This window comes from Pseudoalteromonas sp. SCSIO 43095, assembly GCF_023650455.1.
In the GTDB taxonomy this organism is placed as follows: domain Bacteria; phylum Pseudomonadota; class Gammaproteobacteria; order Enterobacterales; family Alteromonadaceae; genus Pseudoalteromonas; species Pseudoalteromonas tetraodonis.
Genome location: NZ_CP087996.1, coordinates 127,949 through 154,146 on the forward strand (window position 1 = coordinate 127,949; position 26,198 = coordinate 154,146).

At 37.3% G+C, this 26,198-nt stretch carries 16 protein-coding genes and 1 pseudogene; 12 read left to right on the plus strand and 5 right to left on the minus strand.

Features of this window, described 5'->3' with window-relative positions; translation table 11 throughout:
- Positions 1-50: 50 nt before the first annotated feature.
- Together LOC50_RS14985 and LOC50_RS14990 are read left to right on the plus strand one after the other, a co-directional pair.
- Positions 51-1,085 carry a patatin-like phospholipase family protein gene (locus LOC50_RS14985; RefSeq protein ID WP_138561534.1) on the plus strand — a complete coding sequence of 345 codons (1,035 nt, stop codon included), beginning with the start codon at positions 51-53 and terminating at the stop codon, positions 1,083-1,085.
- Positions 1,078-1,671 (plus strand): hypothetical protein, encoded by a 594-nt coding sequence (locus LOC50_RS14990; protein WP_250654096.1) that lies wholly within the window; start codon positions 1,078-1,080, stop codon positions 1,669-1,671. The genes LOC50_RS14985 and LOC50_RS14990 overlap by 8 nt, the downstream gene beginning before the upstream one ends.
- A 245-nt stretch (positions 1,672-1,916) precedes the next feature.
- On the opposite strand, the gene LOC50_RS14995 is transcribed toward LOC50_RS14990, so the two are convergent.
- The gene (locus LOC50_RS14995; protein ID WP_036984047.1) at positions 1,917-2,480 is read right to left on the minus strand and encodes a lipid-binding SYLF domain-containing protein; all 564 of its coding nucleotides are present in this window, start codon (positions 2,478-2,480) and stop codon (positions 1,917-1,919) included.
- Between the two features lie 137 nt (positions 2,481-2,617).
- Between LOC50_RS14995 and LOC50_RS15000 the strand changes: the two genes are divergently transcribed.
- Complete coding sequence (locus tag LOC50_RS15000) at positions 2,618-3,829, plus strand: tyrosine-type recombinase/integrase (RefSeq protein WP_036984048.1); 1,212 nt, start codon at positions 2,618-2,620, stop codon at positions 3,827-3,829.
- Entirely contained in the window at positions 3,829-5,028 is a 1,200-nt protein-coding gene (locus LOC50_RS15005) for a cation:proton antiporter (protein WP_250654097.1), read from the plus strand. Before LOC50_RS15000 ends, LOC50_RS15005 begins: the two co-directional genes overlap by 1 nt.
- A 76-nt stretch (positions 5,029-5,104) precedes the next feature.
- Here LOC50_RS15005 and ydiJ read toward each other — a convergent pair whose 3' ends face one another.
- Positions 5,105-8,152, minus strand: coding sequence for a D-2-hydroxyglutarate dehydrogenase YdiJ (gene ydiJ / locus LOC50_RS15010; protein WP_250654098.1), 3,048 nt, complete (start codon positions 8,150-8,152; stop codon positions 5,105-5,107).
- A 144-nt stretch (positions 8,153-8,296) separates the two neighbouring features.
- On the opposite strand from ydiJ, the pseudogene LOC50_RS15015 reads away from it, so the two are divergent.
- Positions 8,297-8,525 (plus strand): annotated as a pseudogene (locus LOC50_RS15015) (hypothetical protein).
- A gap of 39 nt (positions 8,526-8,564) precedes the next feature.
- Here LOC50_RS15015 and ppsA read toward each other — a convergent pair.
- Positions 8,565-10,940: a phosphoenolpyruvate synthase gene (ppsA, locus tag LOC50_RS15020; protein WP_036984052.1), complete on the minus strand. Its 2,376-nt coding sequence runs from the start codon at positions 10,938-10,940 to the stop codon at positions 8,565-8,567.
- A 154-nt stretch (positions 10,941-11,094) separates the two neighbouring features.
- On the opposite strand from ppsA, the gene ppsR reads away from it, so the two are divergent.
- On the plus strand, positions 11,095-11,904 hold the full coding sequence (gene ppsR, locus LOC50_RS15025; protein ID WP_036984053.1) for a posphoenolpyruvate synthetase regulatory kinase/phosphorylase PpsR: 810 nt from the start codon (positions 11,095-11,097) through the stop codon (positions 11,902-11,904).
- A 144-nt stretch (positions 11,905-12,048) separates the two neighbouring features.
- A complete protein-coding gene (locus tag LOC50_RS15030) occupies positions 12,049-13,380 on the plus strand; it encodes an IS4 family transposase (protein ID WP_250654099.1) in 1,332 nt (443 codons plus the stop codon).
- Between the two features lie 50 nt (positions 13,381-13,430).
- On the opposite strand, the gene LOC50_RS15035 is transcribed toward LOC50_RS15030, so the two are convergent.
- Positions 13,431-14,780 (minus strand): class II 3-deoxy-7-phosphoheptulonate synthase, encoded by a 1,350-nt coding sequence (locus tag LOC50_RS15035; RefSeq protein ID WP_250654179.1) that lies wholly within the window; start codon positions 14,778-14,780, stop codon positions 13,431-13,433.
- 590 nt (positions 14,781-15,370) lie between these two features.
- Between LOC50_RS15035 and LOC50_RS15040 the strand changes: the two genes are divergently transcribed.
- Positions 15,371-16,246: a DNA replication terminus site-binding protein gene (locus LOC50_RS15040; protein ID WP_036983555.1), complete on the plus strand. Its 876-nt coding sequence runs from the start codon at positions 15,371-15,373 to the stop codon at positions 16,244-16,246.
- Between the two features lie 62 nt (positions 16,247-16,308).
- On the opposite strand, the gene LOC50_RS15045 is transcribed toward LOC50_RS15040, so the two are convergent.
- Positions 16,309-17,523: a hypothetical protein gene (locus LOC50_RS15045; protein WP_013463357.1), complete on the minus strand. Its 1,215-nt coding sequence runs from the start codon at positions 17,521-17,523 to the stop codon at positions 16,309-16,311.
- A 771-nt stretch (positions 17,524-18,294) separates the two neighbouring features.
- On the opposite strand from LOC50_RS15045, the gene LOC50_RS15050 reads away from it, so the two are divergent.
- From LOC50_RS15050 to LOC50_RS15065, 4 genes are all read left to right on the plus strand, one after another.
- The gene (locus tag LOC50_RS15050; RefSeq protein ID WP_036983556.1) at positions 18,295-19,533 is read left to right on the plus strand and encodes an AAA family ATPase; all 1,239 of its coding nucleotides are present in this window, start codon (positions 18,295-18,297) and stop codon (positions 19,531-19,533) included.
- Between the two features lie 15 nt (positions 19,534-19,548).
- Entirely contained in the window at positions 19,549-20,511 is a 963-nt protein-coding gene (locus tag LOC50_RS15055) for a transcriptional regulator (RefSeq protein WP_036983557.1), read from the plus strand.
- Between the two features lie 425 nt (positions 20,512-20,936).
- Positions 20,937-24,083 carry a DEAD/DEAH box helicase gene (locus LOC50_RS15060; protein ID WP_069439149.1) on the plus strand — a complete coding sequence of 1,049 codons (3,147 nt, stop codon included), beginning with the start codon at positions 20,937-20,939 and terminating at the stop codon, positions 24,081-24,083.
- Between the two features lie 589 nt (positions 24,084-24,672).
- A complete protein-coding gene (locus LOC50_RS15065; RefSeq protein ID WP_250654100.1) occupies positions 24,673-26,142 on the plus strand; it encodes a DNA recombination protein RmuC in 1,470 nt (489 codons plus the stop codon).
- Positions 26,143-26,198: the final 56 nt, after the last annotated feature.

A 26,198-nucleotide genomic window follows, 5' to 3' on the forward strand; every position in this document is an offset into this window, starting at 1 on the left:
AGTTTAGCGTTAACAACATTAAGCTGCGACTCTACAGGTAATATTTTTAGATGATCGACATTTATGCAGGTAAAACTGCAGCAAAAATAATAAACGAACAAGGGTTTAAACCTGAGCTTTTTACCTCGTTTTTAGGGGCAAGTGGTGGCCCTAAATGGTTTACCTTATTTGGTTTAGATAAATATATATTTGGCGAATTTTTTAAACACCGTACTCAACCGCTTAATTTAATTGGATCATCGGCAGGGGCTTTTCGTTCTGCGTGTTTTGCACAAAACGAGCCTGTTGCTGCCATTGAGCGTTTAGCAAAATCGTATTCGCAAACGCGGTATTCTAGTAATAAACCAACACCCGCTGAAATTACACTAAAAGCTCGCTCATTATTAGATGATGTATTTGGGGAGCACGGCGTAACCGAAATTTTAAATAATCCTATTTTTAAAGCGCATTTTATAGTGGCAAAATCGAATGGCTTTATTGCTAGTGAAAATAAATTAATTCAACTTTTAGGTTTATCAAAAAGTTACATGCTTAATCGGGTTAACCGAAAATTATTAGGCTCGCAGTACGAGCGATTTATTTTTGGTGCGCCAAACAGCAATTTATCAATAACCGACAGTTATAATTTTAAAACGCAAAACATACCACTTAGCCAAACAAATTTAAAAGATGCCTTATTAGCATCGGGCTCTATACCACTAGTAATGCAAGGCATAAAAAATATTGCCGGTTCGCCACCAGGAATTTACCGCGATGGCGGCATTATTGATTACCACTTTGATTTAAAAATTAATAACCCAGGCTTAATTTTGTATCCGCATTTTAATTCAGATCCAAAAGCAGGGTGGTTTGATAAAAATTTAAAACGTAAAGTGGCGCCACAAAATTACGATAACGTGGTGATGATCTCCCCATCAAAAGAATTTATAGCCGGCTTACCTTACGGAAAAATCCCAGACAGAAACGACTTTACTGATCTTGATGCAGACACACGTATTAAATATTGGAATACCGTTTTTAGTGAAACTGAAAAATTGGCTGAAGCATTTGATAGTAATTTGAAAAAGGAGAAATATAATGCATAAAAGGTTAAAGCTAGATAACGGTATCACGGTTGACATAGATAAGGCTCCAGATATATGTCCTATTTGTAATCAAGCACAATTACCGGTTAATATTTTTGCAAAACTAACTGGCGATGTTGAAAATAGCAAAACGAAGTTAGAGCTTGCTATGGAATGTATGAACCTTAACTGCGCACGATTATATATTAGTCGTTATAGTAAAACTCGTAGTATATACAATCATAATTTCAAATTTGAAAAATCAATACCAGAGACTTTCAATGTTCCTAATATTCCTCAGGAAATAATAAATATCTCAGAATCATTTGAAAAAATATTTACTCAAGCAAGTGAAGCTGAATCAAGACAATTAGATGAATTAGCTGGTATTGGTTATAGAAAAGCACTTGAATATTTAATTAAAGACTATTGCATTAGTATAAAACCTGAAAAGGAGGAAGATATCAAATCAAATCAATTAAGTCGTGTTATAAATAACTATGTAACAGATGAAAATCTAAAAAATTGTGCAAATAGAGCTGTATGGCTTGGTAATGATGAAACTCATTATATTAGAAAATGGGAAACCACGACCTTAAAGATTTAAAAATCTTAATTCAATTAACATGTGCGTGGATAGAAACCTCAATTTTAACAAAGAAGTATAATATTGAAATGGATCGTAATTGAGTAAGGGTTGATGATAGTCCATAAAAGGAAATTAAAAAATGGTATGCTTTATATATCTAGTTATTTAACAACCTATAATTTAGGTTATGTTAAATTAAATGATAAATAAGAAAGCGAGCGTAATTATACAAACTAGCCCGCTTTTAGGAGAGTCATTAAGTGTTAATTTAGTTCAGAATCTACCCAAAATTTAGTACCTTTTAAAACGGCTTGCAGTGCAAGGCCGCTTTCGGTTAAAGAGTAAACAGTTACTTGGTCAGCAATAGCTTCGGCAACTAAAGCGCCACCTTTATCTTGGTATTTTGCAGCAGCATCGGCATTACCACCAAACGCCCAACCATGTTTAATAAATCTATTTAACGCTGCTTGATCGTGAAAAACCATCACAATATTGAAATCTTTAACACCTAAACCTAAGCCTAAACCAGCTTCACCCATATTCATATAGGTAGATTTTCCGGTTAGGTTATTTTTTACTACACCGTACCCACCACCAAAACTGGCTAAAATAACATTTACATTGGCATTATCAAAAACAGCATATCCGGCAGAGTTGGCGATTTGGGTTTTAACATCTGGTTTTTTTTCGTATAGAGCAGTTAGTGTATTCGATTTCATACTTTGTACTAAAGCACGTTTTTCTCCAGGGGAAGCACTGCCTGTAGTAGCACAACCTGTTAGTAATACACTTATTGTAAGTAGGCCTAACACTATAAATTTTTTCATAAAACTTTCCTTGATAAGATTCATACCAAAACACAACAATGTTTAAATAAATACACTTTTACTATGTCCAATACTAGACAGTATCGGACTTTAAGGTTAACCTATAAGTCTATTATTTTCTTATATATTTTACTATTATGCTTGTTGCTCTGGTCGATACATTTAAACAACTACGTTATCAAATAGCTCATCTTGAAGATAATACACTCTCATCAGAATATCCAGAACTAGCCTCTTTTATACAGCAAGTCAGCTTGACTGTAACTGAATCAAAGGCTGATCTTAATTTTTTATACCAGTTTTTATATGTTTATGGCCGAAAATCTGAGGCAACCTATAGCCGTTTTCGTAATGAGTTGGAACGGTTTTATTTATGGTCATGGCTTATAGCTGAAAAATCTGTATTTGAACTTAAGCGTGAAGATATTGAAGCCTATATTGATTTTATGGTTGAACCGGATAAAAAATGGGCATCTACATCTGTTCAATGGCGTTATAAAGATGAGCAAGGAATTCGTCGGTTAAATCAAAATTGGCGCCCTTTCATGTTAAAAGAATCTATTGCGAGTCAGCAAACATTATCGGCCATGTTTACTGCCCTCAATGTATTTTATAAATTCGCTATTTTAGAAGAAAAAACCTTTGCTAACTTTGTACCTGTTGTTAAAAAAAATAGTCCCTACTTGGTTGTGCAATCGCAAATACAAATCCCCGATACATTAAGTGATATTCAATGGGAATATGTATTTGGCGTTACCCGAGATATATGCGAAAAAAAACCAGAGTATGAAAGAAACTTATTTACCCTCGCCTGTTTAAAAGGACTCTACCTTCGTATTTCAGAATTATCAGAGCGACCACAATGGTCACCTGTTATGTCTCATTTTTGGCAAGATAATGATGGCTTTTGGTTTTTACGAATAATGGGTAAGGGTAATAAATTACGAGATGTAACTTTAAGTGATGATTTTCTTGAGTATTTAAAACGTTATCGGTTATACCGTGGTTTACCTGCCCTGCCCCGGGTTGACGAATCCGACCCGTTAGTTCATAAAATTCGTGGCCAAGGTGGTATGACCGTAAGACAAATTCGCAGATTAGTACAACAAAGTTTCGATATTGCGCAACAATCTTTACTTGATGATGGATTTAAAGATGACGCGGAACAATTAGAAGCGGCCACTGCGCATTGGTTACGCCATACGGGGGCAACGCATGACGCACAAACTCGCCCTTTGAAACATTTATCTGAAGATTTAGGCCACGCAAAAATTGCTACAACCGATCAAATTTATATTCAAACAAATATTAAAGAACGGGCAAAATCTGGAATAAAAAGGAAAATTTAATGGAATACTTAGTTATTGCTTTTATTGGTGCATTATTTTTAATTTATTCTATAACACTACGCCAATTAGAAAAAACAGAAATTACCGGGCCGATGTTTTTTGTTATAGGGGGGATACTGCTAGCATTGATAGCTCCGAACGAAAGTGAAAATTTTAAAAATGGCTTACGGTATTTACTACCCTTTATAGAATTAACGCTCAGTATCTTTTTATTTACCGATGCAGCAAAGTCAAAATTAGGAGTATTAAGGCATAGTTTTCAATATCCAAGTTTACTTTTATTTGTTGCCTTACCATTAACTCTATTACTCGGGGTTGCTACCGCGTTATTTTTATTTGCTGAGCTTTCATTAATTCAAGCAGCAATTATCGCAATTATATTAACCCCAACCGATGCGGCTTTAAGTAAGGGATTATTAAGCAATACAAAAGTACCTGAAAAAATTCGTGAAGGAATAAATACCGAAAGTGGTTTGAATGATGGTTTATGTGTTCCTATTTTTTTAATCTTTATATTACTGGCAAAAAATCCTGAATCTGCAATTACAGCAACGCAAGCGTTAAGTGTGTTTGGCAGAGAACTTGGTTTAGCCTTATTAATAGCCTTTACAAGTATTGCTGTTTTTATTCCGTGTTTAAACTTTGCAATGAAGCGTCATTACTTTGCGCAAAACACGAGTCCTTTTTTATTATTAGGTTTTGCTATGGCGGTGTTTTCGATTACGCAATATTTTCATGGCAGTGGATTTATTGCGGTGTTTGTTGCGGGTTTATTATTTGATAAATACGCGAGTACTAAAATAAACAAAGAGCTGATTGAAGACTCAGAGCATATAGCTGACTTTACTTCTTTAATGATCTGGTGTTTGTTTGGATTTGTATGTGCTTATTTAGTTTTACCTAAATTAAATTTAGCAATAATAACGTATGCATTATTAAGTACGACTTTAATTAGAATAATACCGGTTATGCTGTCATTGCAATTTACAGCACTAACAATTAAAGAGCGTTTTACATTTGCTTGGTTTGGACCAAGAGGATTGGCCTCAATTGTTTTTACCTTAATGGTAATAGACACACAAATAGAAAATAAATTTCAAATTGCGACCATTGCCATGACAACAATTTTATTTAGTGTATTTATTCACGGTATTAGTACAAAACCCATTGCAGACAGTTTTTCTAAAAAAACTAAATAAATATAAACAAAAACAAAAAGGCGTAACTTAATAATAAGTTGCGCCTTTTTATTTTTCAGTTTACTTAGTTAAATTATTAACTAAGTACATTTGCCAGTAACTCTATTGGATGCTTGGGTTTAAACTTTTCAAAACGTTTAACTTGGCTACGACATGAGAATCCCGTTGATAAAAGTTGCTCAGGTTTATTTTTATCAACAATAGGTTTCCAACTCATTTCGTAAAGCGATCGAGAGTTATCTTGGTTTTGTGCTTCGTGGCCATACGTACCTGCCATTCCACAACAACCCGTATTTGTAGTGTTTAATGTTAAACCAAGTTCATCAAAAATAGTTTTCCAAACACTTGCCGCTCTTGGTAAAGCGGTTGTTTCAGTGCAGTGGCTCAATAATGTAAATTCAGTATTTAAATTTTGTTTAGCCGTTAACTGTTTAAACGATTGTGTTTCTAGCCATTCATGGGCAAGTAGCACATGAAAATCACCACGGTTATTTTCTAAAATTGTATTATATTCATCGCGATAACACATCACTAAAGAAGCATCTAAACCTACTAATGGCGCATTGATTTCGTTAAGTTGATTTAGAAATTCTGCAGCATTTTTAGCTGTCACTTTAAACTCATGTAAAAAACCTTTTACATGTTGGGGCTTACCATTGGGTTTAAATGGTAACAACATGGGTTTTTTTCCAAGCTGTGTGATCAGTGTAATAAAGCTCTCAACCAATTCAGCTTCGTAAAAGCTGGTGAATGGGTCTTGAACAATGAGTACATACTCATTTTGCTCATTGGCGCTTAACTTTTTAAGTATATCTAAATCGAATTTTTGCGCTTTGTTTACACGTTTACCGAGTGCCGGAATACTTAGCTGCGGGGTATCAACATAACCGACCGTTTTTTTAATGATGCTACTAACCAATGATGTTTTTACAATTGGGTTAATAATCCGAGCAAACTTTGCCATTAACGGTGCGCTATTTTCGATATTACCCACTAAATAATCTTTGAGTGGGCGCGCATAATAACTATGGTAATAATTTAAAAAACGAGATCGAAATGTTGGTACATCTACCTTTATTGGGCAAGCGGTAGTACACGCTTTACATGCTAAACATTCGTCCATTGATGCTTTTACTTCGTGAGAAAAATCGTAAACGCCTTTGTTTTTGTTACGGCTATGAACAAAACGCTCCCACCAGGTGATAACTTCGCCTTTGTTAAGTTCTTTTTCTACTTCAAGCAAATTAACATCTTTTGACTCTTGAAGTCGTAACCATTCACGCATTAAACCCGCGCGACCTTTAGGTGAATTACGGCGATCGCCGGTCACTTTATAAGATGGGCACATTGGCGAGTTTTCATCATAATTAAAACACAAGCCGTTACCATTACAGGTCATTGCATTATTAAAACTGGTTTTAACATCGATTGAAATTTGCTTATCGAAGTAAGAACGTTTCTGCCCATCTACACTCACAAGTGAGTCTTTACTTTCAATAGGTGTACATATTTTACCGGGGTTTATTTTGTTGTTTGGGTCAAACACAGATTTTATTTTGCGTAATTGAGTAAATAAATGCTCACCAAAAAATTCAGGGCCGTATTCACTTCGGTAGCCTTTACCATGCTCGCCCCACATTAATCCACCGTATTTAGCGGTGAGTTTTACTACCTCATCTGAGATTGTGCGTAGTAATTTTTCTTGTTCTGGATCGCACATATCAAGCGCGGGTCTAACATGTAATACACCGGCATCAACATGGCCAAACATACCATATTGTAAATTATGGCTATCAAGTAGCGCTCTAAATTCAACAATGTAATCGGCTAAATTTTCAGGCGGTACGGCAGTATCCTCGGCAAACGCGAGGGGTTTTTGGCTTCCTTTTACATTACCGAGTAAACCCACTGATTTTTTACGCATTGCATAAATTTTTAGTATATCGCTTTTATCGCTGGTTAACTGATAGCCAATAACCCCATTAGTTTGGTTTTCAACGCACTCATCTAATAATTTACATAAAGTGTCTACTTTGTCTTTTATGTCTTGTGGTGATACTGCATTAAACTCAACCATGTTGAGTCCTTGCATATCTTTATTTGGTACATCGGTTATTAAGTTCGATACTGAATGCCAAATAATGTCTTCGCGCGCAAGATTCAAAACTTTGCTGTCAACGGTTTCAACTGAGGTAGCTCGGGCATCAACCAGAAATGGTGAATGGCGAAGTGCAGAATCAAAACTGTCATATTTTATATTGATGAGTGTTTTAAATTCAGCAATGGGTGTTAGGTTTAATTTTGCTTCAGTGACTATACCTAATGAGCCTTCAGAGCCTGTAATTAGTCGACTCATGTCAAAAGTTTGTAAGTCTTCACTTAGCACATGTTCTAAATCATACCCAGTTAAGAAGCGATTTAATCGTGGGAATTTGGCTAATATAGCGTCGCGTTCATTAATTGAAATATCTAAAACTGTTTTGTATATTTGCCCAATTAATGTGTCTTGATCGGCAATTATTTTTGCTTTTTCTATATCTATTGGGCTGGTAGACATTGCTGTGCCGTCGACTAAATACGTGGTTAACCCTAAAACATGGTCGCTGGTTTTGCCATAAACTAATGACCCTTGGCCAGATGCATCTGTACTGATCATTCCGCCAATAGTGGCGCGGTTACTAGTAGATAAATCGGGTGAAAAGAAAAATCCATACGGTTTTAAAAAGTCGTTAAGTTGATCTTTTATCACGCCCGTTTGAACTCGTACCCAACCCTCTTCTACATTTATTTCGAGGATTTCACGCATGTAACGTGATAAATCAACCACAATACCTGGGGTTAAAGACTGTCCGTTTGTGCCTGTGCCGCCACCGCGAGGACCAAAAGTTAACGACAAAAACGGGTCATGAGATGCCGTTTGTAAGGCAATTTGTATGTCTTTTTCGCTTTTTGGAAAAATAACACCTTGCGGAAGCTGCTGGTAAATACTGTTATCGGTTGATGCAGTCAGTCTGGTTGCATAACTGGCGTCTGTATCTCCAGTAAACCCTTGATTTTTTATGGTATTTAAGTAATTTGCAACCAGCTCGGTCGCGGCATCTTGTTGTGTGATCGTTGCTATCATGGCGGCGCTATTTAATGCATTTGTGTAATTATATCATGGTGATGGCTAATAGAAATTGAAGATTTTACAGTTTTTAACACTCTTTTTATCGAAATTTGAGCAGCTGTAATTATAATCAAGTTAAACGCCTACTATGAGGTTTATATGAAAAAACCACTTATACAGATCAGCGTGACACTGTTTATTTTATTAGGACTACTATTTGCCGTAGTACCAGGGCCTTCGTTAATATTTTTTATTGCAGGTTTACTGTGCTTTTATATGTATTACCCAAAAGCGAGGGGTTATTTAGCGTGGTGTCAAAAAGCACTTACTCGATCATGTGCTTATATTAGATAAAAAATTAGTAAAACACACATTTTATAAGCCATAAAAAATGCCAGCAGATGCTGGCATTTTTTAACAAGGTAATTTATTTAGCAAGTTTGTCTGCTAAATATAACCATGTTTCTAGTACTGTATCTGGGTTAAGCGAGACAGAATCAATGCCCTGCTCTACTAACCATGCAGCAAAATCTTCATGATCTGAAGGACCTTGACCACAAATACCTACGTACTTACCTTTTTCTTTTGCTGTTTTAATAGCCATCGAAAGAAGCTTTTTGATTGCAGGGTCCCGCTCATCAAATAAGTGCGCAATTAAACCTGAATCACGGTCAAGACCAAGCGTTAACTGAGTTAAATCATTAGAGCCAATAGAGAAACCATCGAAGTATTCTAAAAATTCTTCAGCCATTAATGCATTTGACGGAAGCTCACACATCATAATTACTTTAAGACCATTTTCACCACGTTTAAGGCCCTGCTCTTCAAGTAATTCAATCACACGTTTACCTTCTTCAAGGGTACGTACGAATGGGATCATGATTTCAATGTTAGTCATATCCATGGTATTTCTAACACGTTTTATTGCTTCACACTCAAGGGCAAAACAATCACGGAAATCTTCAGAGATATAACGCGCAGCGCCACGGAAACCAATCATTGGGTTTTCTTCTTCTGGCTCGTATTGCTGGCCGCCCACCAAGTTAGCGTATTCGTTTGATTTAAAATCAGACATACGAACAATTACACGCTCTGGAGCAAACGCACAACCTAGGGTAGAAATACCTTCAACAAGTTTGCCAATATAGAATTCAACTGGTGATTCGTAACCGGCAATCATGTCAGTGATTTCTGCTTTTAATGCATCAGTTTGTGCATCAAAATTTAATAATGCTTTAGGGTGAACACCAATCATACGGTTGATGATAAACTCAACGCGGGCAAGGCCAACACCGGAATGTGGTAAACGTGCAAAATCGAATGCGCGATCTGGGTTACCTACGTTCATCATTACTTTCATTGGAAGTTCAGGCATTTCGTCTACACGTGAAGTTAAAACTTCAAAGTCTAAAATACCTTCGTAGATGAAACCTGTATCGCCTTCGGCACATGATACCGTAACTTCTTGCCCTGCTTTAATTAAATCTGTGGCATTACCACAACCAACAACGGCTGGAATACCTAACTCACGGGCAATGATTGCAGCATGGCAAGTACGGCCACCACGATTTGTAACAATCGCTGCTGCACGTTTCATGATAGGTTCCCAATCTGGGTCGGTCATATCGGTAACTAAAATGTCACCTACTTGTACTTGGTCCATCTCTTTGATTGAATCAAGTACGCGCACAACACCGGTACCTATTTTGTGACCAATTGCACGGCCTTCAACAACAACATTGCTGCTGCCATTAAGTTGGAAGCGTTCCATTACGTTAGTGTCTTCGTTTGAACGAACTGTTTCTGGACGCGCCTGAACTATATATAGTTTGCCATCGTTACCATCTTTTGCCCATTCAATGTCCATTGGACGGCCGTAATGTTTTTCAATGATTACAGCTTGTTTGGCAAGGTTTTGCACTTCTTCATCTGTAATCGAGAATTTGTTTGAAAGTGCTGGATCTACATCAACAATTTCTACTTGTTTGCCGTGAGCTTTGTCTTGAGAGTAAATCATTTGAATGGCTTTAGAGCCAATATTACGACGAACTACTGATGGCTTGTTTTTAAGCAGCGTTGGTTTGTGAACATAAAATTCATCAGGGTTTACCGCACCCTGTACAACCATTTCACCCAAACCATAGCTTGATGTAATAAATACAACATCTTCAAAACCAGATTCAGTATCAATACTAAACATAACGCCTGATGCTGATTTATCTGAGCGAACCATGCGTTGAATACCTGCTGATAAGGCAACACCACGGTGATCGTAGCCTTGGTGAACACGATAAGAAATTGCACGGTCGTTAAATAATGAAGCAAATACGTGTTTGATGGCTGTCATTACAGAATCAATACCAACAACGTTTAAAAACGTTTCTTGTTGGCCTGCAAAAGAGGCATCTGGCATATCTTCAGCGGTTGCTGATGAACGAACAGCGAATGAAACATCTGCAGTTGTGTCGCCATGTAGCTGGCTGTATGCATCGCGGATTGCTTTATCGAGACTAGGTTGGAATGGGGTATCGATAATCCACTGGCGGATATCGGCGCCGACTTTGGCGAGCGTGTTTACATCATCAACATCGAGTGTATCTAAGATGTCATGAATTTTTGCGTTGAGTCCTGATTGTTCTAAAAACTCGTTAAAAGCGTCTGAGGTAGTAGCAAAACCACCTGGGACTTGCACACCTGCGTTAGCTAAGTTTGAAATCATTTCACCAAGTGAGGCATTTTTACCACCAACTCGAGGAACATCTTGCATACCAAGCTCTTGATACCAGAGAACGTATTCTTGCACGGATCTTTCTCCAAAAAACAAATTGTAGTACTAACTGTGAGAGTTAAGAAAGAAAACCTTTCATAAAGGTCGCCCCCATTCTACACTGGCAAACGTCCTCACGTAAACCGTGATACACTTATTTTAAAATTAAATGTAATAAAAAAGAGGCTTTATGAGAACTGCGTTTTATATTTCAGATGGCACGGCAATCACATCTGAAGTGTTTGGTCATGCGACCTTATCTTTATTTCCTGTCGAATTTAATCATAAAACAATTCCTTTTGTAGAAACCGAAGAAAAAGCGCATGAAATCAAAGCGCTTATTAACGCCACATCGTCAAAGCAAGGCGAGAAGCCTCTAGTGTTTTTTACTTTTGTGAACCATAAACTATCTGAAATTATTCGCTCTGCAGATGCTGTCTCGTATGACTTTTTAACAACGTATAGCGAAAAAATTGAAAGCGAATTAAAAGTAGCCCCAGTACCCAAAGTACATAGAACCCATTCAATACACGAAAAAAGTTATGACTTTAGAATTGATGCAGTTAACTATGCTTTAATGAATGATGACGGCGGCAATATTAAAAATTTTGCTGAGGCTGATATTATTTTGGTTGGCGTTAGTCGAAGTGGTAAAACACCTACAAGCCTCTATTTAGCCCTACAATACGGTATTAAAGCGGCTAACTATCCAATTACAGAAGACGATTTAGAAAGCGAAGGGTTACCCAAGTGCCTAGTGCCTTATAAACATAAATTGTTTGGTTTAACTATAGACCCTGAGAGGTTGGCTGCAATCAGAGATAGGCGTATGGCAAATTCAAAATATGCATCAATTAGGCAGTGTCGTATTGAAGTACGCGAAGTAGAAATGCTTTATAAAAAGCATAAAATCGCATATTTAAATTCTACCCACCATTCGGTTGAAGAGATCTCAGCTAAAATTATTTCTGATACGGGTCTTGAGCGTCGTAAGTACTAACAAACTAACATATGATTTAAGCATGTAATTACACTCAACACACAAAAAAGCCGCTAAATAATAGTAATGCGGATCGTTTAAGTTAATTGAACGATCTTTGAGAGGCTTCATAATAGGCTACAACAAAAGTTGTGGCCTATTTTTATGTCTGAATTTATTAAAGAATTACACCTTACTACTGAGTTTAGCCAAGATCGTGATATTGATTCGTTTACTAAGCATATTCCCCTTGAGTGGATTGAAGCAGCCGTTACTCAAACAGGGAGAGCCTCTGTGCGTAAACGACGTTTCCCCGCCGAGCAAGCTGCTTGGCTTGTATTAGGGATTGGTTTATTAAGAAACCGCTCAATATCTGAAGTCTGTGACAAACTAGAGCTCGCTTTTCCTGACGCTAAAGGAGAACTTCCTCCATTGGCGACGAGCAGTATTATAAAAGGGAAAGAAAAGCTAGGCGCAGCGCCTATGAAACACCTTTTTAAACATACAGCAACGCAGTGGGAGCAGTCGCAAACTTTTGATGACGTGTGTGGTTTAAAGCTGCTCAGCATTGACGGTACACAATTTAAAACTCAAGATACACCGAGTAACCGTCACTTTGGCTATGCTAAATCGACAACAAACTTCCCCTCAGTACTTGCTGTGACCTTGATGTCGACAAGAACGCATTTAATATCCGATGCAGCGTTTGGCCCCATTACTCAAAGTGAAATTCATTATGCTCAACAGCTTGTTGGCTCAGCACCTGACTATTCATTGACGCTATTTGATAGAGGTTTCTTTTCGGCTGAACTATTTACGAGCTGGCAAGGTGTTAGCGAAAATCATCATTGGCTTACACCCATCAAAAGCAAAATGCGCTATGAAATAACGGAGTCATTTAGCGATTACGACCACTTAATAACAATGCCTATTTCACCACAAGCTAAGAAGTCAGCCCTTTACCTAGGTGATACATGGCAAGCAAGGCTTATTCAAATTCCGACACCTAAAGGGGAAATAAAAGGGTTCATCACCTCATGCGTCTGTCCAGAAAAGTACCCGCTGAAAGCGCTACTCGATGTGTATTGGCAACGATGGGAAATAGAGCGAGGCTATGGTGAGCTCAAGCAATATCAACTCTCAAATAAACCAGCATTACGGAGCCTGAAACAGGAAGGTATTTATCAAGAGCTCTGGGGTATTCTTACATCATATAATATCGTGAGACTAGAAATGGCAGAGATGGCTAAAGCCCATAAAGTTGAGCCATTACGCATCAGTTTTATTAACGCATTATACCTCATACAAGACGAGTTTTTATGGTGTTCAGGTCGAAGCCCAGGGACAATCCCTAAAAAGCTAAAAGAACTACGTGAAAACGGTAAACGGCTAATATTACCGGAAAAAAGAAAGCGAAAAGCTTATCCGCGAGCGGTGCTGGCAAAGACACAAAAATATCCGGTTAGATATAAACGAAAAAACACCACTCGTTCTTAAACGAGTGGTGTTACTAAATAAAAGCGGCTTTTGGTATTTATGAGCGGGTATTATTTACGCGCATCTTTTAGTAAATCAGCTACTAAAAAGCCAAGCTCTAATACTTGATCAGCATTTAAGCGTGGGTCACATTGTGTTTTGTAGCGCTGAGCAAGGTCATCATCAGATAAACCGTATGCACCGCCAGTACACTCTGTTACATGTTGGCCGGTCATTTCTAAATGAACACCGCCTGCGTATGAGCCTTCAGCTTTGTGAACAGCGAAGAACTGACTAATTTCACGCATAATGTTATCAAAGCTACGCGTTTTGTAACCTGAGCTGGCTTTTTCAGTATTGCCATGCATTGGATCTGAACTCCAAATAACTTTGCGACCCTCTTGCTGTACTTTACGCACCAGCGCTGGTAGCTTCTCTGGCAATACATCTGCCCCCATTCGTGTAATGAGCGTTAATCGGCCTGGGATATTATCTGGGTTAAGCGCATCGATTAAACGGATAAGCTCGTCTGGATCCATACCTGGTCCAACTTTAACACCAATTGGGTTTTTAATACCTTTAAAAAATTCAATATGGGCATGGTCTAGCTGGCGAGTACGTTCACCAATCCAAACAAAGTGTGCTGAACAATCGTACCAGTCACCTGATAAATGGTCTCTACGTGTTAATGCTTCTTCGTAGCCTAGTAATAACGCTTCGTGTGAGGTGTATAAATCAGTTTCTTTTAAGCTTGGCGCTATAGTTGAATTAATACCACACACTTCCATAAATTCTAACGCGTCTTGAATTTTGTCTGCAAGTTGTTGGTATTTTGCTTTTTGTGGATTAGCAGCAACAAAGCCCATGTTCCAACGGTTAACTTGATGTAAGTCGGCAAGTCCACCTTGTGCAAAAGCGCGTAGCAAATTTAGCGTTGCCGCACTGTGATGATATGCAGTCATTAAACGTTGAGGGTCTGGAATACGTGCTTCTTCAGTAAACTCAAAGTTATTTACTATATCACCACGGTAAGATGGTAACGAAACGCCGTCTATTGTTTCTAAGTCGGCTGAACGTGGCTTAGCGTATTGACCTGCCATACGTGCAATTTTAACAACTGGGCACTTTCCACCATAGGTTAATACTACAGCCATTTGTAAGATGGTTTTAAATGTATCGCGAATATTAGCGGCATTAAAGTCGCTAAACGATTCTGCACAATCTCCACCTTGAAGTAAAAAGGCACGGCCTTCGCATACGTCTTCAAGTTGTTTAAATAAACTTCTTGTTTCTTCGGCAAATACTAAAGGCGGTGCACTTTTCAGCTGACTTTCTACCGACTTTAATACGTTTTGATCTGGGTACAGTGGTTGCTGCAGTATTGGCAGTTCTCTCCAACTATTTGGGTTCCACGATTGCATGCTCATTCCTCATTCCTATTACCTGATGCATTGAAATTAACGTATGCAGAGGGCTTTGTTCAAGGACTAAATCGACTATTTACCAATTATTTAGTTATTAGTTAAATTTTTATAAGATTTAAGAGCCTATTTTGAGTTACTTCTAATGAGCAAGTTTATAAAGTAAAAACAAATAAACATTTAAAAACAACAATCTAAGTAAATAGAGTGTGCATTATAATGGCTTGAGTAGAAGCTTAACAGCTAAGCGATGGTGATACAGATAGCTACAGGAACACATCATACTTAATTTGTACTTATGTAATCTTAACTTTACGGAAGGTTTAAAAAAGAATGCTGCTCAATTATGCGCTTTTAAATATTTATGCTAGTGCTGCATACAAAGCCCAGTACCTTAACTCACCCCTTCTATTATTTCCTTTAAAGTATATGAAGCAAAAATACTTTGAAAAACCATAAAGAACACATCATACTTTATTTAAATTTTTAAAAGTCTTAACAAAAGAATTTTATTTGAGAAAAATCTATCAAAAGAAAAGGTTGTTTGCGAAAATAGTGACTCAGTAAGATGTGTTCTAAGTAGGTAGCTAATGGTTACAAAGGTGCAAATAAGAAGTCAGTTTGATTTACTCAATGAATTAACACTTAGCTTAATTGATGAGCTTAAAGAGGTTGGCTTCGCTAAAGCAGAGTATTTTCAATTACCTGAGATTAGTAGTACTGAAGAAAATATAATCCCTGAGTCTATAAGCGTTTCAAAAATAACTGGGGAATTGGCGCATAAGGCAATTTTAAATGCTTTTTCAGATATGTATAAAAAGCCAGGGCTAAGCAGCCGAGTATTAAAGCGACACCCTGGTTTGCTAGTAATAAAAGAGACGAATAAACAAGCCATTATTGATCGCATAGCACAGGTAAATAGTGCAAAAGCAGCTTTTAAAAATTGTATTTTAGCAATAGATAATAACGACGCGCGATTTGAAGCTGTGCATAATGCAATGCCAAATTTAATAACACTTGCGGCGTATCGTAAAATTCATAGTGAAATTGAATCCCCTTTTTCTGTTCGCTTTACTTGGATGCATAAACACGCAACCAAAACACTTACAAAAAAAATGGCGCTTGAAATGTTAGAAAAATCGGCAGGCTATAAAAACCCGCGAATGATTGATCAGCAAAAATGGCAGTCACTGGTTGCACAAGAACAGGTTCGAGTAGCCAGTTTGGGTGAAAAAGAAAAATTGCGAATTAGGCGCCCTACTCGAGTTAGTCCTCAAGTTAATGTGAGGTACACTGCACAAAATCGCTATCATGTTAGTGCTGCTTTACCTTTTATACTAATTAACCCACAACCCGACGTAAAATTTGGCGAACTACCGAGTTACCAAAAGCCCTTATCACATCCACGAAAACGAGAGTATGACTTTCTGGTAGACCGTTTATATTTAGAACAAGTAACAAAATAATTATGTTAAAAAGGCCACATAATGTGGCCTTTAATACAACGGACTGGTAAAAATTAATATAATTATTTTTCTACAATTTCTTCCAACTTATCTTCATCAATTAATACTGCATTTTCAACAATGCGTTTACCACCTTGTATTTCTATACGCTTGTTGTGTTTATTTAATGCCAGTATCTCATCACAAAATTGATCAGATGGATGCATTTCATAGGTGTAATCTACAATATTACCTGTTTTATCATCTTTTACATTAGTTATGCTGTACTCAGATATTGCCCCTTTTTCAATTAAATCTTTCATCGTGGTGGTCATGTCACGACGCAGTGCTTTTAATTTATTTTCGGTAATATCATCCGTTGAATAAATAGAGCCATATTTTTCCATAATAGATAACAGTCTAAAATGATACGTTTTTCCTGGGGCAGCATAACGCCATAAGTGATATAAACGTAACATCATCCAACGCGATAACCCGCGCTTTAATTCTTGAGCACTATTAAAATAATAGCCTTTATATTCAAGGTTATCGATCATGTTATGAACAAACGCATTTAAACACGCCACACATTTAACATTTCCGCCTTGGCCTTTTTTACCGCTAAAGTGTAAAGACGATAAAAAGTTCATGTTTGACTCGTAAAACGAATCATCAATATCAGAATTTTTAGTGTCAGTGGCAGAATATTTAAATGAAAGTTTTGAACCTTGCAATGCTTCAAGCGATTCTTTAATTTGCGGATATGGCATAGACTGACCAACCGCTTTGAGTTCTTGTGCTAATTCGTTCATAGAAAACACAACAGCATATTGAATACCGGATTTAAAATTAATTTTTACTATTTTACCTTTTGAAGCAAGGCGAATTAGTGCACGCTCAACTTTTTCTTCTCTGTCTGATGGCCAAACTAGGTATTCTACGTCTTCACCATCTTTACGAGTACTTACCACAGCCGGTGTTATTTTAATTTCACCATCGTATAAAATACCGTCTACTTTCTCAGATATCTTACGTGTAATAATGGTTTTTTTAGGGGCTTCTTCAAGTGGCAGCTTTTTATGTCCTGAGCGAACAAAGCGTCCCCACAGATCATAATGATTAAATGTGTTAGAGTAAGCGCGTAACCCATGGGCTGCATTTTCTATCGAAATTCGCACATCTTTGTTATCTGTAAATAGTGCTAAACTTTCGTTATCAATTGCACTTTCCACCCCGTGAATTTGGCCTCTAAGTGTATCAGGCAAGTTATCTACCGAGATGTTGACCTTTCGGCTCATGGTTTTTATTTCCGTTTTTATTGTGGCAACTAATAACAACACATAAAGCCACAAAAGTTAAATGTTTAAGTTAGTATAAAAGTGATCTGATTTCAAATAAAATGCTCAGATCAGTATTTTACTAAGAAAAAGTTAATACAAAAGATTTCAGATCACATTTTTACTAACAATGCTTTTATAAAACGATTTTTTACTAACTGAATAATAAATTTGTCCATTGCAAAGTGATTTTTTTGAAATTTAGCACGACAAATTACTGCAAAAATGAGAGGCCTGTGGATAAGCTTAGTTCGAGTTAGCATAGATCTGATCTGTACTTACTATAGATCAGATCTATACTAATTTAAGCCCGTATTATCTCTGATGGTGGGTGCATAACTTTATAATTTACTTAGTAAAAACATGATCTATACCATCTACTTTGTGAGTAACTCAGTGCTTAACCTGTGCGTAACTCAGCTACTAAATATTTGCTTAGTATAAAGGTGATCTGCCAGTAAATAAGGATCTGATCTTAACCACGTATAATACTGATCCACTTTCTTAAACATTATTCATATAAATCATAAAGTTAAATGCGTATTTTAAGCCCTTAGCCTTTAATACCTTATATACTTAACCATACTTAAACTTCTTTATTTATACTAAGCAATATTAAAGGCGTAAAATTATTTTATATGTCATGTATTTAAAATGTATGTCGTCTTAAATAGTTGTTTACAGCTAATTGAATGGACATTATACTAAACGCCTAACTTTGAGGAATAAAGTATGTCTATCAATAATAATGCGCTAGATACCTACCGACTTTTGAAAGCAACCGCAGAAGTTGCTGAAAAATCACTAGAAGGACGTATCCAACATTACCGCGCCCATCTTAAATCTGAAGAAAAAGAATTAAGAACTTACACCCAAAAAGCAGCAGCTGATTTACTTGGCTGTAATAATCGTACCTTAAAAAGACGTCATGACAATGGTGACTTTGACGATTTAAATATAAAACGCGGTGCGAACGGTCATTACGCATATACGTTGGTTAATATTTTTGCTATGGCCGATACAATGGATATAAAGCCTGATCACCGTGCACCGACAGACAAACTCCAAGTTATTGTTATTAATTCTTTAAAAGGTGGTTGTGGTAAAACAACTAGCATGGTTAATATTGCTGCTGCACTTGCCACTACCAACATAAAACGTTATCGCATCGGTATTATTGATTTAGATCCTCAGGGGTCATCATCAAGCTTTTTCCCATCCTCTGAGCCCGATCCAATTACTGTCGGTGATTTGATGCGTGATTGCATTGATCTTGAAGAAGGTGAAACCTGGCCTGAATTTGTGTCAAATTCTTTTTTACCAACTCATATTCCTAATATTCGTGTTTTGCCCTCTGGTATGGACGATTTTTATTTTGAACACGAAACCGCAACTTTGCTTAAAGATACCTCAAACTATGAGCAAACGCGCCATTACCATAAGTTACTAGAGCGCGTTATTGAACCAGTAAAAGATGAGTTTGATATTTTATTAATTGATACAGCGCCTACTCTTAATTTTATGTTTTATAATGCATTAATGGCCTCCACAGCCATGCTTATTCCGGTTCACCCTGAAGCGGTAGACTTTGATGCTAATAATAAATATTTAAAACGTTTAGGTGAGATTTACCATACTGTTGCAGCCCTTGGCCACGATGGTTGGGATTTCATGCAATTTTTGGTTACTAATTATGTAAAAGGTAACCACTCACAACGTGACATAGTTAAAGATGTTCGTAGTGCTTTTGGTCGCCAAGTCATGAGCTACCCTATTAATCACAGTTCAGCAATTACTGCGAGTTCATCCTCGTTTAATACCATTTTTGATCAAAAAGCGTCTGATAGTTTAGCGAGTAGAGAGTCATTAATGCGCGCACAAGAAAATATCAAAGATGTAGTTGATGAACTCGAAATGCTAATTCGTTCTAATTGGCAATCCACTCAATCTAAATTAAATACGCCTAAGTAAGGATGTTGACTAAAAATGGCTAAAAAACGTAAAAATGACACCCGCTTAGATCCCTTTGCAACCGCTGTTGGCAGTAGCAGCTTAGATGCCCTTTTAGAGCAAGCCAATGCAGGCGACGTTATCCGTATGCCTGCACCCAGTGATCCTAATCGGGAAATAACGCTTGTTTGTAAAGTGATTGCTCACAACGAAATTGAAAAATCGACCCAAGTTTATGGTAAAAATCGTCGCGTACAAGCGCTTTTAAACGAAAAGTCAGTCGCAGATATTCTTCCTGCTATTAAAGAAGATGGCCGTAATCAGCACCCTGCCCTATTATGGGAGCAAGGTGATACAAGCCTTGTATTAGCTGGCTCTAGACGTCGTAAAGCCTGTATTTTAGGTGGCGCAGACTACCTCGTATTGAGTTCTAGTGACTTTAGCGAGCAAGATGCCAAAGTACTTGCGGTTTCATCAGATCAATACATTGCCCCTAGTCTTTGGGAGTTGGGTCAAGCGTATCAACAAACTAGAAACGATCTTATTCAACAAGGCAAAAAAGGCTCGTACCGTGAAATTGCTGTTATTGAAGGGGTATCGCATACAGCGATTGCTGATGCGATAAAAGCGTATGAGCAAATATCTGCAGATGTTATAGCCCTTTACCCAACAGCTAATCATGTTGGTAGAGAAGTTGCTAAAAAGTTGATTAACGCAAAGGAGCGCGATGAGGAAGCATTTAACGAGTTAGTTGTTGCACTTGCCAGCAATGATGAAATTAACGCCTTAGAAGCCGACGACAAGCGCGCTATGCTAATTACTAAATACCTAACTGCAGAGCCTAAAACAGCATCAAAACGTGAAGCGGTTTTAGAAAATGACTTTATTAGTGTGCAACGCAACCTTAAAAGTGGTGACGTTTCAATTAAAATAAATAATAAAGTGATGACAGACAAGCGCTTAGAGCAACTTACTAAGTTATTAAGTGCCTTTAATTAGTTAGTAATATCGTGATCTGTAAAAGGGGTTGGGTTAGTTAAATCATGATCCAACCCCCTTTGTTAGTTGGTAAAAATCTGATCTTTAGTGGCATATAAAGGCTAAAAACATGGCTTAAACCATCAAGGATCATATTTTTACTAACTAAACACTTCCTTTTAATGCCATTTTTTGCTTGTTAGTAAAAACCTGATCTAAGCCTAACTAAATCTCCTGCCAAAGTTAATTAATTGTTTTTCTTTTGTAATTTAAGTGTGCTTTTTTAGTGAGCAAAATTAAACAATGATCGCCAATTCGCTATAAACCAATTTTTTACTAACCAATCAGATCCAACCAGTTTATTTTAAAAATAATATTGCTTTAGCTCAGCGCTGATAAGGCATATACTGGGAAAATTATTTTTAAATTTTAATACTTTGAGTGACATGTCTGCTAACTTATCAAAAAATGATTTAATGGCTATTTTTGAAGAAATTAAAAATGAGCAGGCTACCCAGTTTCCTCTTTCTGAGCGATTCATAAAAAAATTATTTAAACCCGCGGTGTTGGCCAAAGGAAAATCGTACTATAAAAACGGCCAAATCAGTTGGTTAGAACATAATGCAGATTTTTCTGTGGTTGACTCCACGGTGCAAGGTGATAAAGGATTCGCGTTTAACCAACGTATTGAGATCAGTAAATTACCAACTGGTTATTCGGTCGATACTCATTGTACCTGTAATGTTAAAACTAAATGCCGCCATTTGGCCGCTATTTTGTTAAAGCTTAAAATTGAGCATTCTGGTGAGTACGGTGAAGATTATTTTATTAATGATTGGTTTAGTGAACTAAGCGCACTTAAAAACACCGACCAAGCTCAACCCTCGCAAGTATTACTGTTTGTATTAGACATAGAAAACAACAAAGTATTTTTAACCCCTAAAATTGCCAACTACGATAAAAATAATAATTATGCACTTGGGCGAAATTTAACTGAGCAACAGCTTAATAGTTTTGTAACCCCTAGCGATTTGCTCGAAAGTGATTTTAGATTATATAGCTGGATCCGATCGCAAAATGCGGTCGGTAATATTGAGCTTAAAGGGCAATGGGGATTTAATGCCCTGCAGCAATTACTTGCCACAGACCGATTATTTTTACAACGCTCTCGAGTACCTATTAAAGCGCAACCTGGTTTACCTCTTAACTTTGTTTGGGAAAAACAAAAAGAGGTAACCCAGTTAAAAATTCACTTGGATCAAATTCCTAATTGGGCGTTAATTAAAACAACGCCGCCCATCTACTTAGATTTAGATAAATATAAATTAGGCCGTATTCGTACGCCCCTCAGTGCTGATGAAATTGCGCACTTACAAACTATACCGGCGCTGCACGATACAAACTTTGACCGAATTTATAAGCAGCTTGCTGATAACTTTGGAGTAGGTGTTATTCCCCACCCTACTAATACACCAAGCACGCCTGTTAAGTCGTTGAGTAATGCCATACTTAAAGTCAGCATGTCGGGCTCAGTAATGGCTATTTCGTTATCGTTTAAGTATAAAAATAAAAACTATTTAGCGGGCACAGCGCCTGCAAAGTTAATTAATAGCGCCTTCGAAAACACCGTTACCAATGAGTTAGTCAACTTAGGCTTCGATTTTTGTAAAGGGGGTTTACACAGCGAGTTTATTTTTAGTCAGGAATCGGCTATTCACTTACATTGGCTAGTTCACGAGGTACTGCCCAGCTTTAAACAACGCGGTTGGCAAGTATCAATGAGCAAAGTTAATGTTGCTGATACTAAAAGCCAAATCTCATTGCATGTAAACAGAGCTGCAAATCATCAAATGCATAGTAAAGTAATGCTAAACGATACCAAAGTAGCCACCCTATTAAATGTAAATAATAAACTTTATGAATCGTTAAACCGTCAAAGTGAATTATTTTATTACTACCCTGTTGGCCGTCAATTTGGGGTTATTGATAAAGCAGCGTTTAATTTATTAATTGAATTTAAAATGCGATTTGAATTTATTAAAACCCGTGACGAATTTAACATTCCGCTTTCATACTTACCTGAATTAGTTCAGCACACAGCTATTGATGTAGAGCTACATGACCCGTCATTAGAGCGTTACCTTGAAGAACTAAATAACGATGCACTGCTATCACCGAACACTGCCATTCATGGCTTACACGATTCTGTAGTATTAAGAGAGTATCAGCAAGAAGGCGTGGCTTGGCTTAACTTTTTAAAGCGTAATCAGTTAGGTGGGATTTTAGCGGATGATATGGGCTTGGGTAAAACGTTACAAGTGATTGCCTACTTAGCAAGCTCATACAATACACCGCAAGCAGGGCCTACGCTTATTGTGTGCCCTACAAGTTTAGTGAGTAATTGGCAAAACGAAATTACCAAGTTCGCAAAAAGCTTAAAAGTGACCACTATTTTTGGTGCACACCGAAATGATTCGTTGCAGCATTTGGCACAAGCGCAGTGTATTTTAACCACGTATCCGCTATTAAAACGTGACATTGCTTATTACTCACCGCTGTATTTTGAAAACATTATTCTTGATGAAGCCCAGTATATTAAAAACGATACCGCACAAGTTTCGCGGCTGGTAAAACGTTTAAATGCCGACTTTAAGCTTTGTTTAAGTGGCACCCCAATTGAAAACAATTTATTTGAATTAAAGTCATTGCTCGACTTTGCAATGCCCTCGCTTTTAGGTTCACAGGCGCACTTTAAGCAGCATTTTCAAGGCCCTATTGAACGCGAAAGCAATATTGAACGTGCAGAGCAACTAAAAGCGTTAATTATGCCGTTTATTTTGCGCCGTACTAAAGCCCAAGTGGCTCAAGAGCTGCCGCAAAAAACCGAACTTATAAAAGAGTTTGAGTTTGAACCTAAACAAAAAGACATGTACCAAGGTATAACCCGTGCGCTTGAAGAGAAACTCATTGATTTATTTGCCGAGCAAGGCGTACAAAAAAGTAAACTCGCTTTTTTAGAAGCTTTATTAAAGTTACGCCAAATTTGTTGTCATCCTAAACTCATTGAACCTGAAACTGAGGCAGCCAGTGCTAAATTAGAATGGTTATCGAGCCACTTACCTTTAATGCTTAGCCTTGGCCGTAAAGTGATTATATTTAGCCAGTTTACCTCTGCCCTTGATTTAATTGCCGAGCGTTTAAATGAGCTAAATATTAATTTTAGTATGCTAACTGGGCAAACGCGTCATCGCGATAAAGTAATAGACGAATTTACCAGTGGTAACACTTCCGTGTTTTTAATTAGCTTAAAAGCCGGTGGTACAGGGCTTAATTTAACCCAAGCCGACACCGTTATTCATTTTGATCCATGGTGGAACCCAGCCGTTGAAAAACAAGCCACCGATCGTGCTTATCGAATTGGACAAACAAACCCAGTGTTTGTTTATAAACTAATTATGGCTAACTCTATTGAACAAAAAGTATTTCAAATGCAGCAAGATAAGCAAGCGCTTGTAGATGCATTATTTACCGAAAAATCAATGAGTTTTACCCAGTTTGACGAACAACAAATGCTGTCTTTAATTAAAAGCTAAAATAATTTTAAAAAATCATGACGAGTTTTTGAACTTATTTAAATTGTGGGCGTCTATTAATATGCTTGGTTAAATTGCAGTTTCTCCAAGCTTTCATGTTGATATCCCATATAGTAGTTACTAGACATAGTAATGATTAAGCCAGCCAGTAATGCGCTGGCTTTTTTTTTGCTTTTAAAAATATTTATTTTTTTATTTAATTTATTTTGAACTAATCACAAATGGCTGTGTCTATTATTATGCTTGTAGTTGATGTGTTGTTATACAAGTTTCATGTTGATTTCCCTGTTTGATTACTAATTTAGTAATATTGAGCCAGCTTTATTAGCTGGCTTTTTTTATGCCTCAAATTCAACTTTTTTAAAATTATTTTGAACTAATTTAAATGCAGCGCGTCTACTATAATGCTTGTAGTTGATATGTTGTTTTACAAGTTTCATGTTGATTTCCCTGTTTGATTACTAATTTAGTAATATTGAGCCAGCTTTACTAGCTGGCTTTTTTATGCGCTTAATTTAGTGTTTTACCCTACTGCTAAAGAGCGTAATTCGTTATGATGGCATGTCACTAAATTTTAAAAGTTTATTCTATGTTTACTTCGTTTTTATCCCATTTAGATTGGTTAAGTGTTGCTACTGGCGCTTTAGCCGGTATGGCTATTTTCAGCGTTGTATCAGTCCAGTTAAGCAAAAAAATAAAGCGCCAAGTGAGTGAGCAGCAGCAACAGTTATTGTTATTACAAAGTCAGTATGAGCATACGCAAAATCAATATGCCTCTTTAGTGGAAGAGCACGACTTGTTAGGGCTTACTCATCAAGAGCAACGTGATCAGGCGCAACATTTTAAAACGCGATTAACTGAGCAAGAAAAACAAAGCCAACTTTATAATCAATATTGGCGTAAAGCCGAAGCCGAGCTAACCGCCCTGCGCGAGCAATACAATCTGCGCGATGTCGAGCTTAATAATATACGCACTACCCTTGAGCAAAAGCAGCAACATTTCAGCGAGCAACTGGCTCACATAGAGCAAAGTAAAGAAACGCTTAAAAAAGAATTCGAAAATTTAGCCAATCAAATCTTAGAAGAAAAATCGCAAAAATTTAAAACCCTCAATCAAGAAAGCATAGAGCAGTTACTCAAGCCGGTTCAAGGTGAGCTAAAAGGCTTTAGAGATAAAATGGAATCTATTCACGTTGAAGACTTAAAACAACGTGCAGCACTTAAAACCGAGCTATTACATTTACAAGCCAAAAGCCAAGCCATTACCGAGCAGGCTGACAAGCTAAGCAATGCCTTACAAGGGCAAAAGAAAACCCAAGGTAATTGGGGCGAACTCATGCTTGAAAACGTGCTTGATAGCGCAGGACTTCGAGCTGGCACAGACTATAAACGCGAAGTGTCGTTTAATACCGAAGATGGTCGTCTTCGTCCTGATGTGGTGGTGTATTTACCCCAAGGTCGGCACTTAGTGATTGATGCAAAAACATCGTTAAATGCCTATACCCGCTACGTAAATGCCGAAACAGAGCTGGAATCTCAACAAGCGATTAAAGAGCATGTAAATGCCGTAACTGCCCGTATAAATGAGTTGGCCAGTAAATCGTATGACCGTTTACCAGGGATAAACTCGCCTGAGGTAGTTATTATGTTTGTACCGATTGAATCCGCCTTTGTAGAAGCACTTAAATACCAAAGCGACATTTACCAGCAAGCAATCGAAAAAAACATTTTGGTTGCAACTCCTACTACCCTGCTAACCAGTTTAAATATTGTTAAGCAGTTATGGCGCTTTGAAGAGCAAACTAAATATTCAAAAGAGCTGGCTAATCGTGCTGAGCGTTTTTACAGTAAGCTCAACGGCTTTTTAACCAGTATGGAAGGGGTGGGTAAACAGCTCGATAAAGCCAAAGAAACCTACGATAAAGCATTTTCTCAGTTATACCGTGGTAAAGGTAACTTAATTAAACAAGCCTCAGAATTTAAAGAGCTGGGTGTATCGGTGCAAAAAGAGTTACCTCAAGAAAGCGTTGAACGCGCTCACTTAGAGCTTGATGAATAAACACCACATATAATATTTTCGCACGGAGGTTGTGCGTTTATGTGGCTAGTTATTTA